This window comes from Delftia sp. PE138, assembly GCF_018320755.1.
Lineage (GTDB): Bacteria > Pseudomonadota > Gammaproteobacteria > Burkholderiales > Burkholderiaceae_C > Comamonas > Comamonas tsuruhatensis.
Genome location: NZ_JABEPN010000002.1, coordinates 276611 through 292255, shown reverse-complemented (window position 1 = coordinate 292255; position 15645 = coordinate 276611). Strand labels below are relative to the sequence as shown.

Genomic DNA, 15645 nt, shown 5'->3' with positions numbered 1-15645 from the left:
AACCGGGAGCCGCCGCTGCGGCAAAAAGGGCCCATGCTGCGCTGGGTCCGGAGAGATTGGAAGCGATAGGCCAGCCCCGCAGACGGGGCATGCCGGACAGGACCCGGCGAACGGCGTGGATGCCGCATGCGCCGACCCGGCGGAGCCAACGGCCCCGGCAGGTCGCAAAGGGGATCAGGCCGCCCGGGGAGGCCGGTCGGGCGGGGCCAGGCTGCGCCACGGTCCTTCGCGAAGGCTGCTGGCGACATGGCGATCGGCCTGCAGCCGAGGGGCATCCACGCCATCGACGGCATGCATGACATCGGGGAGGTCCTGCTGATCGTCCATCAGCGCATGGTCGAAGTCATCGAGCAGGGAGGCCGTGTCCACCAGCGGCGCTGCCGTGCGCTGCACGCTGGCGCAGGCGGCGCCGGCCGGCTCGCAAGCGGCCCCCGGCAGGGCCCGCCATGGCACAAGCCCCAGCGTGGACAAGGCCACGCTGACGACGAAGTGCAGGGAAAAAGCCACGATGAACCATCTGGACATGGTCCGGGGATTTTATCCATGCGCCGCACCCGCGGGCAGGCACCGCGCCTGCCCACCGCTGCCTGCCACTGTCCACGGCTGTTCGCCGTTTCCTACAAGCGGCGCGCCGGCGCCGTGGAAACATGCGCCACGGCCCACTCTCCGCCCTTTGCCATGAAAGCACTCCATACCCTTTTCACCGTCGTGCACGCGCTCATCGCCCTGCTGTTTTCGCTGGCGGCCATCGCCCTGCTGTGGATTGCAGGCCTCAAGGGCTGGAACGCCATGGCGCATGGCGTGGATGGCGATTCGGGGCTGCGCATCGTCGAGGCGCTGGGCATTCTGGCCTCGGGCGTGGTCGCGCTGCAGATCGCCCAGACCATCACCGAAGAGGAGGTCATACGCGAGGCCCATATCAGCGGCCCCACGCGCGTGCGCCGGTTTCTCTCGCGCTTTCTGGTGGTGCTGGTCGTGGCCCTGGCCGTCGAAGCCCTGGTCGCTGCCTTCAAGACGCAGGAAGAGCCGGCCCACCTGCTCTATCCCGCCGCCCTGGTCAGCGCCGTGGGTGTCCTGCTGCTGGGCTGGGGTGCCTTCATCCACCTCAACCGCTCCGCCGAGGAGCTGGAGCCCGAGGCCATGGAACAGGCCAAGGGCGAGGACCACAAGGTGAACAAGGATTGATGGCAGGCAGCTTCCCTTCAGGTTGCCTGCATTCGTGCGAACAGGCCCTAATATGGGTATCAGCCCTTGAAGCAATTCATGGAAGGTGGATGCCGCCCGCCCCGGCCGGCAACGCACAGGAGCCCGCCATGCCCGAATCTCTTGCCCCGACGGCCGCAACGGCCTTGCCCGACGCGCAGCCCTCCTCGCCACGCCAGGAAAAACTGTCCGATGTCAGCGAGACCTTGCGCATTCCACTGGCCGCCCGCGCCCTGGGCGAGCGGCTGTTTCCCGGCATGGCCGTCAGTGACGCCCACGCCTTGGACACCCTGACCCAGCTGGGCGACGACGGCAGCCGGTGGCTGCAGGACCGGCAGAGCATCTACGGCGTGCTGGCGCGCACGCACTGCTTTCGCGCGCTGGCGCAGGACTTCTTGCAGCGCCAGCCGCAGGGCCATGTGGTGAACCTGGGCTGCGGCCTCAGCGACTATTTCCAATGGCTGGACAACGGGCAGATGCACATGACGGATGCGGACCTGGGACCGGTGACCGCGCTGCGCAGGCAGCTGCTGCCCCGGCAATCGGAGCGCCAGGAGATCCGCGAATTCGACCTGGCCGATGCCGACTGGTGGCAGCGGCTGGGACTGCCGGCCGACAGGTCCGGGCCTGCGGTGTTCATGATGGCCGAGGGCGTTTCCATGTACCTGCAGCCAGAGCAGATGCAGGCGCTGTGGACCACGTTTGCGCAACGCAGCCCGCCGGGCTCGGAGCTGGTGTTCGACGCCATGTGCTGGCTGGCGGCCGGGCGCGCAAGCCAGCACCCTTCGGTCCGGCTCACCCAGGCCCAGTTCCATTGGGGCCTGCGCCGCGAGGCCGATCTGGCGCAAGCCCATCCCCGCCTGCAGCTGGTGGCCGCGCACCAGGTGATGGAAGGCTACGGCCCGCCCTACTCGCTGGTGGGGCCGGCATTCCGCTGGACCTTTGGCGTGCACTTCTATGCCATCTACCAGCTGAAGTCGGTCGAGACGGCGGCTTAGGCCGATTGCGCAGCCGCAACGAAAGATGCCCGGTCAAGCCGGGCATCTTTGCTTCAAGGAAGCAGGATCAGCCTGCGTCGGCCGCGCTGGAAGACAGGGCCAGGGCCAGGCCTTGCACCAGGTCTTTCCCGGGCTGCCATTCGCGCACAAAGCGGTTGCGCGGCGGCCGCAGGGCTTCGCGGCCGGCCGAGACGGGCGTGCCCACATACAGCAGGCCGACGAGCCGGTCATGGGGCTCGAATCCCAGGGCCTCGCGCACGCGCGCATCGTGGCTGTTGGCGCCGCTGGCCCAGAAGCCGCCAAAGCCCAGGATGTGCAGGGCGTTGAGCATGTTCATGGCGGCAGCGCCACCAGCCAGCAGTTGCTCGCTCTCTGGCACCTTGTGCTCGGGCTGCAGGTGCACGCCCAGCGCAATGATCAGCGGGGCGGACAAGGCCTTGGCGCGGAATCGCTCGGCGTCGGCCTGCGGGTCGCGCGCCCTGGCGGCCTGCACGAACACCTCGCCCAGCGCATGGCGCGCATCGCCCTGCACCAGCACGAAGCGCCAGGGCCGCAGCTGCCCGTGGTCGGGGGCGCGCAGTGCGGCATCGATGACGGTGTCGATCACGTCTGCGCCCGGCGCCGGGTCCTGCAGCGGCCAGCGCGACTGGCGCGACATCAGCAGGTCCAGGGCGGCGCGCTGCTCGGGGGTCAGGGATCTGTCGTTGGTGCTCATTCGTTGTCCTGCAGCGCAGGCTGTCTTGCCTGCTCGGGCTGTGCCGGTGATTCGGGTGGCAGCCGCGAGCACGCGCTGCAATGGCCGTACAGGGCCAGGCGGTGGTCGGCCAGGCGGTAGCCGTGGGCCTGGGCCACCTGGTGCTGCAGCGCCTCGATGTGGTCGTTGCTGAATTCATCCACGCGTCCGCACTGCAGGCAGATCAGGTGGTCATGGTGCGGCCCCTCGTTGAGCTCGAACACCGCCTTGCCGCTTTCAAAGGTCTGGCGCAGCAGCAGGCCCGCCGCCTCCAGCTGGGACAGCACGCGGTAGATGGTGGCCAGGCCCACTTCGGCACGCCGCTCGGCCAGCAGGCGGAACACGTCCTCGGCATGCAGGTGGCGCGATGCGCTCTGCCTGAAGATTTCCAGCACCTGCATGCGCGGCAGCGTGGCCTTCAGGCCCACGCTGCGCAGTTCGGGTTCGCCACCCGGGCTCAGGGGCATCTTGCTGCGTGTCATGCGGTCGTGTCTCCGTGGCTCAGCGTCATGGCGGGGTTGTCGCCGCCGTCGGCGCCCCGGTGTATGCGGACGATGCGCAGCGCATCGGGCTGCTCCACCAGCACGCAGGTCTTGCCCGTGCGCTGGCAATGGTCCTGCACGCGCCAGTACTCGCCGTGGCTCAGGCAGCCGGTCTGGCAGATCACCAGGTCGGCCTCGCGCAGGCTGGCCTCGAAGGCCTCGGCGTCCTGTTCGGGCTTCCGCGCATGCGCGCCCGCTGCAGGCACGGCGGGCTGCGCCAGGGGCGCGGCCGATTGGCGCTGCCAGCGTGCGCGCTCGCGCAACAGGTCCTGCACGCGCACCAGCAGCGACTCCACGCGCCGCGCCAGCGTGACGCGGCGCGAGAGGCCGGGAATGGCCTTCTCCAGCGCCTCGCGCTCCTCGCGCGCCCACAGCAGCTGGGTTTCCTTGGCCATCAAGGCCGCGCGCTGGCGGATCACCAGCCTTTGCAGCCTCTCTATTTCCTGGGCTTGAAGGCACAGCAGCTCGCTGCTGCGCAATTGGGCGTGGCCGTAGCCACGCAGCAGCACCTGGTGCTCGTGCGCCAGCTGCTGAATGTCGTCCAAGGTCTGGGTCATGGTTTCCTCGGCAAACCTGAGCATCGCGCGGCGGTCGCGCGAAGGCCTGTGCGCATGGCCGCGTGCGGCACGGGCCGGGCTTGCCGGCAAGGCGGTGTGCTGCGGTGCAAGCCGGATGCGTCGGCAAATCAGTGAGAATGATTCTTATTAAATCATGAAATGCCGGCCGTCAAACCGATGACCGTACGCCGTCTGGTGCAAAGGCCGCACCGGCGCAGATGCGCTTGCAGGGCGGCCGTCAGCGCCCTGTCCCTTGCAGCAACGCAGGCCTGCGCCCGGCCTGCCGTTGCCTGTCCGATCCGCTCAAAGACCCTTGAGCAGCCGCCCGTTGACCTCGGTGCCGTACAGCGAGTACGGGTTGTCGTGGAACTGCTTGCGCGTGTCGGCCACGTTGCCGGTGAAGCGCGGGTCCTGGGGGCGCTCCATGCTGTTGATGTAGGTGGCCACGTCCCAGGCCTCCTGGTCATCCAGCGTGGGGTTGCCGTAGGGCATGTTGCCCTTGATGAAGCTGGCGGCCTTGTCCACTTCGTGCGTGCCCGCGCCCCAGTTGTAGGACTGCTTGCCCCACAGCGGCGGGAACACGGTCACGCCGCCTACTTCCTGGCCCTGGCCCTGAGGGCCGTGGCACAGCGCGCACTTGGCCTCGTAGACCTTGGCGCCGCGCTCGAAGCTGGGCTCCTGCACGGCCTTGCCCACCTTGGTGAAGCCCGCGCCGGGCAGCTTCTCGCCCGTGGGCGCCTTCTGCGCCATCCAGTAGGCATAGGCCTCCAGCGCCACGAGGATGTCGTGGCCGTCGTCGGGGGCCTTGCCGTTCATGCTGTACATGAAGCAGCCGCGCACGCGCTCGGCGAAGGTGTCCACGTGGTTGGTCTTCTTGCGGTAGGCCGGGTACAGCGGGTAGGCACCCCACATGGGTGCGGCGCCCTTGAGCCGGCCTGCGTCCAGGTGGCAGTTCACGCAGTTGAGGGTGTTGCCCGAAAAGCCCACGGCGTTGGCCGGCGTGCGCAGGAAGATGGCCTCGCCACGGCGGATCCACTCGCCCATGGGGGTGTCCGGAATGTCGCGGGCACCGGGCGGCGTGAAGGCTGCGCCGTCGGCAGCCCCCTGAACGGGCTGGGCATCGGGCTTTGCGGGGACAGCAGCGGGTGCGGCGGCCACGTTGACCGGCACGTCGGGCCGGGCAGGACGGCTGACGTACATGCCATAGGCGAGTGTGCCCGCCAGACCGGCGAACAGGCAGGCAACGACGATGTATTCGGCGGTGTTGGAACTGCCGGGGGCGGGATTGCGTGGTGTGTCGGACATGATCGGCTCCCGGTCCATCAGGGTTTGGCCGGCGCGGAGGCCGTGGCTGCGGTGGCTGTGCCCGCGCCATGCAGGCGGGCGTAGTAGGACGCCACCGCCTGGATGTCTTCGGGCGTGAGCTTGCGGGCGATCTTGCCCATCAGGCCCAGGGGGCCGGCCTCGCGCTGGCCCTTGTTCCAGGCGGCGACCTGGCTTTGCATGTAGTCGGCCGTCAGGTGGCCGATGGCGGGGAAGTCCGCTCCCACGCCCACGCCGCCAGGGCCATGGCACTGGGCGCAGGCAGGAATGCCGTCGGCCCAGCGGCCACGCTCGACCAGCCAGGCGCCGTCATCGTCCTTGCCCTTGGGCAGCGGGCCGCGCACGGGCTGGATGGGCAGCGGCAGGCTGGCGTAGTAGGCCGAGACGTCGGCACGGTCCTGGGCCGACAGGGCCTTGGCCATGGGCGCCATCACGGGCGCCTGCCGGCTGCCGTCGGCCAGGTGCTGCAGCTGGCGCGCCAGATAGCCGGCGTGCTGGCCGGCCAGGGCCGGAAAGCCCGCCATGCCCTCGCCCTTGGCGCCGTGGCAGGTGGCACAGGCCGCCGCGCCCTGGGGCGTGCCCGCCTGGGCGATCTTCTGGCCAGCGGCAGCGTTGCCTTGCACTGCCGCCTGCGCAGCGGAGGTGTCTTGTGCCCAGGCGCCGCCCATCGGCATGCAGATGCCGACAGCAATGGCGATGCACGACCGGGACAGGGTCTGTTTGTTCATGCGGTTCATCGTGGGAAGAGGCTGTTGCCCTGCCATGCGTGGGCGCCGGCAGGTGCGCGGCAGCGGCGGACAGGGTCAGTTCTGGATACCTGCGGCTGCCCCCGCACGGCGCAATACCTGCGCGGCTGGCCAGCCAGGTCGGCACGATACGCAGCGCAGATTAAGTCGGCGTTAATGCGCCGGCGTCGGTGCGCCGGCGTCGGTGCGCTCTCGTCAGTGCGTCGGCACCAGTGCGCCGGCGCCCGCCGCCAACGGCAGATAAAGGCGTGCGACCAGCCCGCTCGCATCGCCTTCTTCGGGCCTCCACAGGCTGCGCGGCTGCAACAGCAGGCAGCCGCCTGCGCATTCGGCGATGCGCTGCACGATGGGCAGGCCCAGGCCGCTGCCATGCTCCTGGGGACGCTTGCGCCAGAAGCGGCGCGTGGCCTCTTCGCATTCCTCGGCGCTGAGCCCCGGGCCATGGTCGGCCACGGTGAACTCCACATAGCCTGTGCCCGGCTGCTGCGTCGTGCCCGGCATGGCGCCAATGGGCCGCACGGCCAGTTCCACGGCATGCTGCGGCGCATGGCGCAGGGCGTTTTCCAGCAGATTGCGCAGGGCCGAGACCAGCAGGGGCTCGGAGATGGCCAGCGGCCAGGCGCCGTTGCCGGGCTGCTGGTGCGTGTCCAACCATTGGCGCTGCGCCGGCGCCGGTGCTCCGGCGCTCACGGCATTCACCGCCAGTTGCCAGGCCTTGTCCAGCGCCTGCAGCGCATCGGCAGGCGCATCGCCGCAGGCCAGCGCATTGGCGGCACCCGATTCATGCTGCTCCAGCCGCGCCAGCAGCAGCAACTGCTCCAGCGTGTGCTGCAGGTGCTCCACGCCTTCGCCCGCCTGGGCCAGCGAATCGCGGGCCATGGAGCCGGGCGGCGCGGCCAGAAGGCCGGCAGGCATGCCGGGCGCCGCCAGCGCCATCTGCGCCACCTGCACATGGGTCTTGATGGCGGTCAGCGGCGTGCGCAGCTCATGGGCCGCGTCGTCGCTCCAGCGGCGCTCGCGGTCGATGGCCGCGCGCACGCGGTGCAGCAACTGGTTGAGCGTGCCCACCAGCGGCGCCAGCTCGCGCGTCTGCAGGCCCTGGGCCACGGGCGAATCGTCGCCGGGCGGGCGGCGCGCCAGTTCGCGCCGCAGGGCCTCCAGCGGCCTGAGGCCCTGGGTCACGGCCCACCACATCAGCCCCATGCTGGCCAGCAGGGCCAGCACGAAGGGCAGGACGATGGTGTAGGCAAAGCCGTGGATCAGGCCCTCGCGCACATCGATGCGGTCGGCCGTGGCGATGCGCACGCCGTGGTCCTCCAGCACATAGGTGCGCCAGGGCTTGCCCCCCTTGATGATGGTCGAGAAGCCCAGCGGCATGCTCTGCGGGAACACGGGGCTGCCCTCGGTCTTGGCCAGCACCTGCGGCAGGGCCGATTCGGGCCGCACGGGCTGGACCTCGCCGCGCACCAGGCTGACCTCGCAGGCCACGCCGTCGCGCGCGATCACGTTGAGCATGGGGCTCCAGTCCTGCGGCAGCTCCCGGGCAGGCCGGAACTGGTGGACGATGCCTGCCACCATGCGCGCCGAGGCGATCAGCCGGTCATCCAGCACGGTGCGCAGCTCGTTGCGCATGTCCGAGAACATCCAGGCCGCCACCCCGCCCCACAACGTGCACAGCGCCAGGCACAGACATGCCAGCAGGCGCACGCGCAGGCTGCGCATCATGGGTGCAGGCCCAGGCGGTAGCCCTCGCCGCGCACCGTCTCCACCAGTTCATGGCCCAGCTTGCGGCGCAGGTGGTGCACATGCACGTTGACGGCATTGCTCTCCACGTCCTGGCTGTAGCCGTAGAGGCTGTCGCGCAGTTGCTCGGTACTCAGGATGCGGCCCGGCGACTGCAGCAGCGCGCGCAGCAGCGACCACTCGCGGCGCGACAGCTCCACGGTGCGGCCCTGGCGCTGGATATGGCCGGCAGCGGGGTTGATGCGCACCTCGCCCAGCTCGATCCAGTCCACGCTGCGGCCGGCCGCGCGGCGCAGCAGCGCATGCAGGCGCGCCGCCAGTTCGTGCAGGTCAAAGGGCTTGACCAGGTAATCGTCGGCGCCGGTCTGCAGGCCCTCGATGCGCTGTGACACGGCATCGCGCGCCGTCAGCACCAGCACGGGCACCTGCAGGCCCTGGCCGCGCCAGCGCGCCAGCAGCGAGAGGCCATCCTCGTCCGGCAGGCCCAGGTCCAGCACGCAGGCATCGAAATGCGAGGAACGGATGGCCGCATCCGCCTGCCCGGCCGAGGCCACGGTATCCACGCCAAAGCCCTGCAGTTGCAGGCCGGCCCGCACGCCGCTGGCCACCAGCGCGTTGTCTTCCACCAAGAGAACATGCATGTTGTTGTCCGCAGGGCCTGGCGCCAGGCCCCGCCGTCTGTATCCAAGTCGGGAACGAAAAGCGACTGAGCATCGCAGATTTGCCGCGCTGGCGCGGCGGCGTGCCGAATTTCGCAGGCGGGTGCACAAGAATGCGGCCAGGCGGCCCGCTCAGGGCCGGGCCAGCAGCCCGCCCAGCAGCAGGTCCAGCGCCGCCGCGCCGCGCTCCAGCCGCAGGTCGGCGTCCTCGCCCTCGGCAATCCAGAAAGCCGCTTCGGCCAGGCTGCCGTAGATCAGCGATGCCAGCGCCTGCGGATCGGCCCGGGCCACGATGCCCTGCGCCATGAGGTCAGCAATCAATGCCTGCATGGACGCAATGCAGTGGCGCTGCGATTGCGGCAGCGCTCCGCCCAAAGCCGCGCGCGCATCGCGCAGCACGATGCGCTGGATTTCAGGCTCCAGCGCCATTTCCAGGTAGGCCCGGCAGCGGCTGCGAAAGCCCTGCCAGGGATCCCGGGCATGGGCGGTGATGGCCTTCAGGCGTTCATCCACCTCGGCATCGATCTGCTCGACCACGGCCGCCAGCAGGCCCTGCTTGTCGCCGAAATGGTGGTACAGCGCGCCCCGCGTCAGGCCCACCTGCGCGGTGAGATCGTCCATGGAGGCATCGGCGTAGCCCTGCTCTCCAAAGGCCTTGCGGGCCGTGGCCAGCAGCGTGGCGCGGGTTTCTTCCATCTCGGCGCGGGTGCGGCGGACCATGGCCAATCTCCTTACATACGGCATGCATGATTATTTACATACGAAGCGCATGTATATAGGATTCTATTCATACGCAGCGTATGTATTTTCTCTGTCCCGCGACGGCGGTGCAACACCCCCCCACCTGTTTGAAGGGATCTGGACCATGAATTCGTCTTCCTCCACGCGGCCCGAACCCGCCGCGCGCCGCCCGTGGCTGGCCGTGTCCGCCGTGGGCCTGGCCACCTTTTCCGTGGTGACCACGGAAATGCTGCCGGTCGGCCTGCTCACATCCATTGCTGGCAGCCTGGGCACCTCCATGGGCAGGGCCGGCCTGATGATCTCGCTGCCGGCGCTGCTGGCCGCGCTGTTCGCGCCGCTGGTGGTGATGGCGGCGGGCGGCATGGACCGGCGCCGCATCCTGTGCGGACTGCTGGCCCTGCTCGTGCTGGCCAACCTGGCCTCGGCGCTGGCGCCGTCGCTGATCTGGCTGCTGGCCGCGCGCGTCCTGGTGGGCTTTTGCATGGGCGGCATCTGGGCAATCGCGGGCGGGCTGGCGGCACGGCTGGTACCCCAGGCGTCGATGGGCCTGGCAACCTCCATCATCTTTGGCGGCGTGGCGGCGGCCTCGGTGCTGGGCGTGCCGCTGGGCGCGCTGATCGGCGATTTCGCGGGATGGCGCTGGGCATTCGGTGGCATGGCAGGCTTCAGCGCACTGGTGCTGGCGCTGCACATGGCCGTTCTCCCCGCCCTGCCTGCCACAGGCTCGGCCAGCCTGCGCCAATTCAGTCATCAGCTGGCCAACCGCAGGCTGCAGGCCGGGCTGGCACTGACGCTGCTGCTGGTGGCCGGGCATTTCATGGCCTTCACCTTCGTGCGCCCGCTGCTGCTGACGGTGTCCGGGTTCGATGCGCAATGGATGAGCGCGCTGCTGCTGGCTTACGGCATCGCGGGCATTGCGGGCAACTTCCTGGCGGGCATCATCGCGGCGCGCCGCACGGTGCCGAGTCTGGCTGCGATCGCCATGGGCCTGCTGCTGGCGCCTGTGCTGTTCCTGTCCGTGGGCGACTCGCCAACCGGTGGTGGCGCCGTGCTGCTGGTCTGGGGCCTGGCCTACGGCGGCGTATCGGTGGGCCTGATGACCTGGATGATGCAGGCTGCGCCACGCGCCGTGGAAATTGCCACGGCGCTGTACGTTGGCGTCTTCAACATCGGTATTGCGCTGGGCTCATGGGCAGGCGGCCAACTGGTCGATGGCTGGGGGCTGCACGCCACGCTCTGGCTGTCTGGCGGCTTGGCCGCTGCGGCCTTGCTGCTGTCTGCGGCCATGGGATTGGCTGGGCGAAATGGACCGGTCGCAGCCTGATGGCCATGAGGCCGTTAACCCCCCGTTAATTCCCCGCTGCCAGCATCCACGGCCTGTCAGCCTGCATGGCTGAAACTCCTTGCCCATGCATCTCCGGTCATCCCCTCTTCTTTCGTCCTTCCTGCCCTTGCTTGCCGGCCTGCTGCTGGCGCCTTCGCCTGTTCTTGCCGGAGCGGCAGAGCCTGGCGGGCCGTCAGCGCTATCGGCGCTGGGCGCCTGGCTGCACCTGCCTGCCAGCCTGGCGCTGGGGCCGCTGGTCCTGCCGGTGGGCGTGGTGGTGGCCATGCTGGCCTGGCTGCTGGCGCAGTGGCTGGCGCGCAGGAATGAAAGGCGCACAGGCCAGGCCGTGGATGCGCTGCTGTGGCAAAGCACCCTGGCCGGCCTGCTGGCGGCGCGCCTGGCCTATGTCGCGCAGTGGTGGGCCGAGGTCGCGCCGGCCCCCTGGGATTGGAGCGGGATGCCGGCCTTCGCAGGCCGCATCATCGATATCCGCGACGGGGGATGGAACCTGTGGGCCGGCCTGCTGGCCGCGCTGCTGTACATGCTGTGGCGCAGCCGCCGCTCCCCGGTGCTGCGCCGCGCCACAGGGCTGGCGCTGGGCGCGGGGGCGGCCCTGCTGGTGCTGGGCAGCCTGCTGCAGGCGCTGCCCTCCGCAGATGCACCGGCCCTGCCGGCCTTCACCCTGGTCAACGGACAGGCGCAGCCGGTATCGCTGCAGCAGTTGCAGCAGGCCGATGGCAAGCCCATGGTGATCAACCTCTGGGCCACCTGGTGCCCGCCCTGCCGGCGCGAGATGCCGGTGCTGGCCCAGGCCCAGCAGCAGCGGCCCGATGTGCGTTTCATCTGGATCAACCAGGGCGAGTCTGCCGAGGCCGTGATGGGCTACCTGCGGCGCGAGCAGGCGACGGCCCCGCTGCCGCTGGCCCAGGTGCTGTTCGACCCGCAGCAGCAGGCCGGCCGGCACTGGCGCCAGCGGGGCCTGCCTTCCACCTATTTCTATGGCGCCGACGGCCGGCTGTGCGGCATGCGCATGGGCGAGCTGTCGCGCGCCAGCCTGGCCCAGCATCTGAAGGAATGTTCATGAGCGCTTCCCCCCTGTTCCCCCTGCCTGCACTGGCAGGAGCCCTGGCCCTATCGGCAGCCTTGGCCCTGCCGGCTGCGGCGTCCGAGCTGCCATCGGAGGATTTCCTGGCCCAGCAGGGACTGACCCTGGTGGGACCGCTGCCGGCCGTGGGCGGACTCAAGGCCTGGGCCGCCTACCGCGACCGCCAGCCCGTGCCCATCTACCGCATGCCTGACGGCAAGCACTGGGTGCTGGGCACGGTGATCGACGCCCAGGGCCGCGACGTGAACGCCCAGGCCCTGCAGGCCGCCGTGCAAAAGCCCATGGGCGAGCAACTGTGGAGCGATGTGCAGCGCGCCCAGTCCATACCGGATGGCCGCGCCGACGCGCCGCGCACGGTCTATGTGTTCACCGACCCCAACTGCCCCTATTGCAACCAGCTGTGGAACGATGCCCGGCCCTGGGTGGAGAGCGGCCAGGTGCAGTTGCGCCACATTCTGGTGGGCATCCTCAAGCCCAGCAGCGAGGGCAAGGCCGCCGCCATGCTGACCGCGCGCCAGCCAGAGCAGGCCCTGGCCGAGCACGCACGTGCCTATGCCAAGGCCGGCCGCGCCAGCGCAGAAGGCGCGGGCGCCACGCCGCTGGCCCCGGTGCCGCAGGCCACGCGGCAGGTGCTGGCCAGCCATGCCTCGCTGATGTCCACCTGGGGCCTGCGTGCCACGCCGGCCCTGGTCTGGAAGGATGACAAGGGAGTGGTGCAGGTACGCACCGGCCTGCCACCGGGCCTGCTGGAAGAGGTCATGGGGCCGCGTGGCAGGAAATGATGAGGACGACCATGAGCACAAGCCGTTGTCCCGCCGATTCAACCGCCTCCAGCGACTGGAGCGACCTGTTCCCCACCCGGCCGGATGCGCCGCCGCTGCGCATCGTGCTGCATGCGCCCACGCCCGGCGCCCTGGCCCGTGCACGCAGCAATCTGGCCAACCTGCGCCAGGACCGGCCCGGTGCCGAAGTCCGCATCGTCATCAACGGCCCGGCCGTCGAGGCACTGCTGGATGCCGCGCCGGGCACGCCGCAGCATCTGGATGCAGAGGCCCTGGCCCATGCGCTGGTCTGCCCGAACACGCTCAGGAAGCTGGGCCGCGAGGCGCCTGCCGGCATGCGCGTGCTGCCGCAGGGCGGCATCGAGTCACTGGCCCTGCTGCAGCAGTCGGCCTGGTGCTACGTGCGCTGCTGAGCGGCCTGCGCCAGCGAGGCCAGGCAGCGCGCCTGCCATTGGTATTCAGGCTCGAACGACTCGCGGTCCGTGACGGCGCCGTGGCCGCCCTCGCCATAGACCATGGCGTAGGCCGCGTAGTCGGCCGCCTGCAGCGCCCGGCCCGCCAGCCCATGGGCCGTGGCATAGGTGGCGGACACGGCGGCATGGCCGCAGCCGTCGAGGGAGCGTGATCCCTGGTGGTGGTTGGCCAGGCTGGCCGCCTCGCGGGCCAGGCGGTCCAGCTCCTGCCGGTCGATCTGGCCGTCCAGGTAGCGGCGAAGGCCTTGTGCGCAGCGGATGACGTCCGGGTCTTCCAGCAGGTGCGCGATGCGGTCCACGCAGGCCTGTGTGAATTGCAGCCTCAGGTGCTCGCCGGCTTCGGCGGCAAGGTCCAGTTCCGAAGCAAGGCTGTTCAGGGCATGGTTCATGGAGAACTCCTTGGCAGTGGCGACACAAGCAGCGTAGACCGGGGCCGCGCACGGAAACAAGAGGGTGATTTCCGATACGCGCCCTGCATTCCCGAGGAATGCAGTCACCCTGTTAACCCCGTCTTAATCCCTGCGCCACACGCTATGGACTGCCTTGGGCGCCTGTCCATGGCAGGCAGTCGGTGGCGCTTTGCAAGCACTCGGCAGGCACTCGGCAGGCACTCGGCAGGCACTCGGCAGGCACTTGGAAAGCCCATTGCTTGACTCACATCAAGCCGCCAAGGCCCTGAATTTCATATATTAAATTCAATATAAAAAGCATATTTTTAATGCTTTATTGAGTTTGAGCGACCACCCTCCGTGGCCGCAGGACGATGAAAGACAGGCCATGCCAAAAACATCCCGCGCCGGCAGCGGCTGCAACGACTGCAGCTGCAAGCCCTCCACTCAGGACATCCCCGCCCCTACCCTCTCCCATGCGCAGCCCGCCGCAGGCAAGCGCGGCTTCCTGCAGGATCTGCTGGCCGCTGCCATGGCGGCCGTGGCCCTGCCCGTGGCGGCGGCCGCGCCCGGCACCCCCGGTTTTCAACCGCCGCGCCGTCCCGGCGAGGCCGGCAGGCGCTACGGCATGCTGGTGGACCTGCGCCGCTGCATAGGCTGCCAGGCCTGCACGGTGAGCTGCTCCATGGAGAACCTGCCGCCGCTGGGCCAGTTCCGCACCACGGTGCTGCAGTACGAGGTGCAGCACGCGGGCAACGAGGACCTGCCGCCGGCCATGCTCAACCTGCCGCGCCTGTGCAACCACTGCGACAACCCGCCCTGCGTGCCGGTCTGCCCGGTGCAGGCCACCTTCCAGCGCAGCGACGGCATCGTGCTGGTGGACAACGAGCGCTGCGTGGGCTGCGGCTACTGCGTGCAGGCCTGCCCCTATGACGCACGCTTCATCAACCACGAGACGCAGACCGCCGACAAGTGCACCTTCTGCGAGCACCGGCTGGAGGCCGGCCTGCTGCCGGCCTGCGTGGAAAGCTGCGTGGGCGGCGCCCGCGTGATCGGCGACCTCAACGACGAGGGCAGCGAGATCCGCCAGCGCATGCGCGAGCACGCCAAGGACCTCAAGGTGCTCAAGCCCGCCATGGGCACGGACCCGCATGTGTACTACCTGGGATTGCCCGACGCCTTCGTCGACGGCGTGGACGGGCAGGCCAGCGTGCGGCTGGTCACTTCCCACTGAACGCAAGGAGCACCCCATGCACATCGTCGAACTCCTGACCCCCGCCTACGAATCGGCCTGGCTGCCCTGGGCCGTGCAGTACTTCTTCCTGGCCGGCATTGCCACGGGCGCCGCCCTGCTGGCCGCCGCCTGCGCCTGGGCGCCGCGCGCCAGCGCCATGGCGCGCCTGCTGCCGGCCGCCGTGCTGGTGCTGGCCGTCAGCGCCATCGCGGCGCCCGTGTCGCTGCTGGCCGACCTGCACCAGCCTGCGCGCTTCTGGCATTTCTATGCGCACTTCACGCCGTGGTCGTGGATGTCGGTGGGCGCGCTGCTGCTGCCTGTCTTCGTGGGACTGGCGCTGGCCTTCGTGCTGGCCTGGTGGCTGGGCCGGCCGCAGTGGCTGCGCTGGCTGGCGCCGCTGCTGGCCGTGTCGGCGCTGACCATCACCGCCTATACCGGCGCCGAGCTGATGGCCGTGCGCTCGCGCCCGCTGTGGAACACGCTGTGGGTGCCGCTGAACCTGGCACTCACGGGCTGGCTGGCCACGGTGGGCTGCATGCTGGTGACGGCGCGCTTTCTGCCCGCCCGCCACCGCCCCGATGCCGGCGCCCTGCAGGCGCTGCGCATGCTGGGCCTGGCGCTGGCGCTGTGCCTGCTGGCCATGGTGGTGGTCTGGGCCGTTGCCGGCTGGCTGGGCCAGGGCCGCTCCTTCCAGGCGGCGCTGCAGCTGTGGCAGCAGTTTCCGGTCTGGCGCCTGAGCATGCTGGGCTCGGCCGTGGCCGGTGCCGCCCTGCTGTGGGCCCTGGTGCGGGGTGGTCAGCGCATGGCCTGCCCGCGCTACACGCTGGCCCTGGGGCTGGGGCTGGCCGCCGCGGCCTGGGCCTTCCGCTGGGCGCTGTTCATGGGCGTGCAAGGCGTGCCCAAGTACGGCGCGGGCCTGTACATCTACCACATGCCGCTGGGCGGCGACGGCCTGCTGGGCATGCTGGGCGTGGCCGGCCTGTGCATTGCACTGGTGACGCTGGCCACCTGGGCGCTGGAGCTGTTTCCCGCGCGCTCGGCCGCGGCCCGCGCCCTCTGACACCGCCGCCCTGACGACCCCTCACCCATTCAC

Annotated in this window: 18 protein-coding genes; 8 read left to right on the top strand and 10 right to left on the bottom strand. The window is 69.8% G+C overall.

Annotated features, from left to right (window positions below):
- Positions 1 to 174: 174 nt before the first annotated feature.
- On the bottom strand, positions 175 to 525 hold the full coding sequence (locus HFGMBDPB_RS10250) for a hypothetical protein (RefSeq protein WP_016451613.1): 351 nt from the start codon (positions 523 to 525) through the stop codon (positions 175 to 177).
- 153 nt (positions 526 to 678) lie between these two features.
- Here HFGMBDPB_RS10250 and HFGMBDPB_RS10245 point away from each other — a divergent pair, with 153 nt between their 5' ends.
- Together HFGMBDPB_RS10245 and HFGMBDPB_RS10240 are read left to right on the top strand one after the other, a co-directional pair.
- The gene (locus HFGMBDPB_RS10245; RefSeq protein WP_026061999.1) at positions 679 to 1185 is read left to right on the top strand and encodes a hypothetical protein; all 507 of its coding nucleotides are present in this window, start codon (positions 679 to 681) and stop codon (positions 1183 to 1185) included.
- 128 nt (positions 1186 to 1313) lie between these two features.
- Positions 1314 to 2201 (top strand): class I SAM-dependent methyltransferase, encoded by an 888-nt coding sequence (locus HFGMBDPB_RS10240; protein ID WP_016446222.1) that lies wholly within the window; start codon positions 1314 to 1316, stop codon positions 2199 to 2201.
- A 67-nt stretch (positions 2202 to 2268) separates the two neighbouring features.
- Here HFGMBDPB_RS10240 and HFGMBDPB_RS10235 read toward each other — a convergent pair whose 3' ends face one another.
- The 8 genes from HFGMBDPB_RS10235 to HFGMBDPB_RS10200 form a co-directional block, all read right to left on the bottom strand.
- A complete protein-coding gene (locus tag HFGMBDPB_RS10235) occupies positions 2269 to 2916 on the bottom strand; it encodes a nitroreductase family protein (RefSeq protein WP_133072914.1) in 648 nt (215 codons plus the stop codon).
- Positions 2913 to 3416: a ferric iron uptake transcriptional regulator gene (gene fur, locus HFGMBDPB_RS10230; protein ID WP_160852292.1), complete on the bottom strand. Its 504-nt coding sequence runs from the start codon at positions 3414 to 3416 to the stop codon at positions 2913 to 2915. The genes HFGMBDPB_RS10235 and fur overlap by 4 nt, the downstream gene beginning before the upstream one ends.
- A complete protein-coding gene (locus HFGMBDPB_RS10225) occupies positions 3413 to 4033 on the bottom strand; it encodes a DUF2325 domain-containing protein (RefSeq protein WP_212645355.1) in 621 nt (206 codons plus the stop codon). The genes fur and HFGMBDPB_RS10225 overlap by 4 nt, the downstream gene beginning before the upstream one ends.
- 303 nt (positions 4034 to 4336) lie before the next feature.
- Positions 4337 to 5338 carry a c-type cytochrome gene (locus tag HFGMBDPB_RS10220; RefSeq protein ID WP_047327448.1) on the bottom strand — a complete coding sequence of 334 codons (1002 nt, stop codon included), beginning with the start codon at positions 5336 to 5338 and terminating at the stop codon, positions 4337 to 4339.
- 17 nt (positions 5339 to 5355) lie between these two features.
- Positions 5356 to 6093 (bottom strand): c-type cytochrome, encoded by a 738-nt coding sequence (locus tag HFGMBDPB_RS10215; RefSeq protein WP_016446227.1) that lies wholly within the window; start codon positions 6091 to 6093, stop codon positions 5356 to 5358.
- A 204-nt stretch (positions 6094 to 6297) separates the two neighbouring features.
- Positions 6298 to 7827, bottom strand: a complete 1530-nt coding sequence (locus HFGMBDPB_RS10210) for an ATP-binding protein (protein ID WP_212645354.1) — start codon at positions 7825 to 7827, stop codon at positions 6298 to 6300.
- Positions 7824 to 8486 carry a response regulator gene (locus HFGMBDPB_RS10205; RefSeq protein WP_012206042.1) on the bottom strand — a complete coding sequence of 221 codons (663 nt, stop codon included), beginning with the start codon at positions 8484 to 8486 and terminating at the stop codon, positions 7824 to 7826. The genes HFGMBDPB_RS10210 and HFGMBDPB_RS10205 overlap by 4 nt, the downstream gene beginning before the upstream one ends.
- Positions 8487 to 8636: 150 nt before the next feature.
- Positions 8637 to 9224: a TetR/AcrR family transcriptional regulator gene (locus HFGMBDPB_RS10200; RefSeq protein ID WP_016446229.1), complete on the bottom strand. Its 588-nt coding sequence runs from the start codon at positions 9222 to 9224 to the stop codon at positions 8637 to 8639.
- Between the two features lie 145 nt (positions 9225 to 9369).
- Between HFGMBDPB_RS10200 and HFGMBDPB_RS10195 the strand changes: the two genes are divergently transcribed.
- The 4 genes from HFGMBDPB_RS10195 to HFGMBDPB_RS10180 all read left to right on the top strand — a co-directional run bounded on the left by HFGMBDPB_RS10195 (position 9370) and on the right by HFGMBDPB_RS10180 (position 12869).
- Positions 9370 to 10569, top strand: coding sequence for an MFS transporter (locus HFGMBDPB_RS10195; RefSeq protein WP_074921337.1), 1200 nt, complete (start codon positions 9370 to 9372; stop codon positions 10567 to 10569).
- Positions 10570 to 10654: 85 nt separating this feature from the next.
- Positions 10655 to 11653 (top strand): TlpA family protein disulfide reductase, encoded by a 999-nt coding sequence (locus HFGMBDPB_RS10190; protein WP_016446231.1) that lies wholly within the window; start codon positions 10655 to 10657, stop codon positions 11651 to 11653.
- Positions 11650 to 12456, top strand: coding sequence for a thiol:disulfide interchange protein DsbG (gene dsbG, locus HFGMBDPB_RS10185; RefSeq protein WP_016446232.1), 807 nt, complete (start codon positions 11650 to 11652; stop codon positions 12454 to 12456). The genes HFGMBDPB_RS10190 and dsbG overlap by 4 nt, the downstream gene beginning before the upstream one ends.
- A gap of 11 nt (positions 12457 to 12467) precedes the next feature.
- Positions 12468 to 12869: a DsrE family protein gene (locus tag HFGMBDPB_RS10180; RefSeq protein WP_212645353.1), complete on the top strand. Its 402-nt coding sequence runs from the start codon at positions 12468 to 12470 to the stop codon at positions 12867 to 12869.
- Here HFGMBDPB_RS10180 and HFGMBDPB_RS10175 read toward each other — a convergent pair.
- Positions 12854 to 13318: a hypothetical protein gene (locus HFGMBDPB_RS10175; RefSeq protein ID WP_012206046.1), complete on the bottom strand. Its 465-nt coding sequence runs from the start codon at positions 13316 to 13318 to the stop codon at positions 12854 to 12856. The genes HFGMBDPB_RS10180 and HFGMBDPB_RS10175 overlap by 16 nt on opposite strands.
- A gap of 388 nt (positions 13319 to 13706) precedes the next feature.
- Here HFGMBDPB_RS10175 and dsrO point away from each other — a divergent pair, with 388 nt between their 5' ends.
- Together dsrO and nrfD are read left to right on the top strand one after the other, a co-directional pair.
- Entirely contained in the window at positions 13707 to 14552 is an 846-nt protein-coding gene (gene dsrO, locus HFGMBDPB_RS10170) for a sulfate reduction electron transfer complex DsrMKJOP subunit DsrO (protein ID WP_016446234.1), read from the top strand.
- Between the two features lie 16 nt (positions 14553 to 14568).
- A complete protein-coding gene (gene nrfD, locus HFGMBDPB_RS10165; protein ID WP_016446235.1) occupies positions 14569 to 15612 on the top strand; it encodes an NrfD/PsrC family molybdoenzyme membrane anchor subunit in 1044 nt (347 codons plus the stop codon).
- Positions 15613 to 15645: the final 33 nt, after the last annotated feature.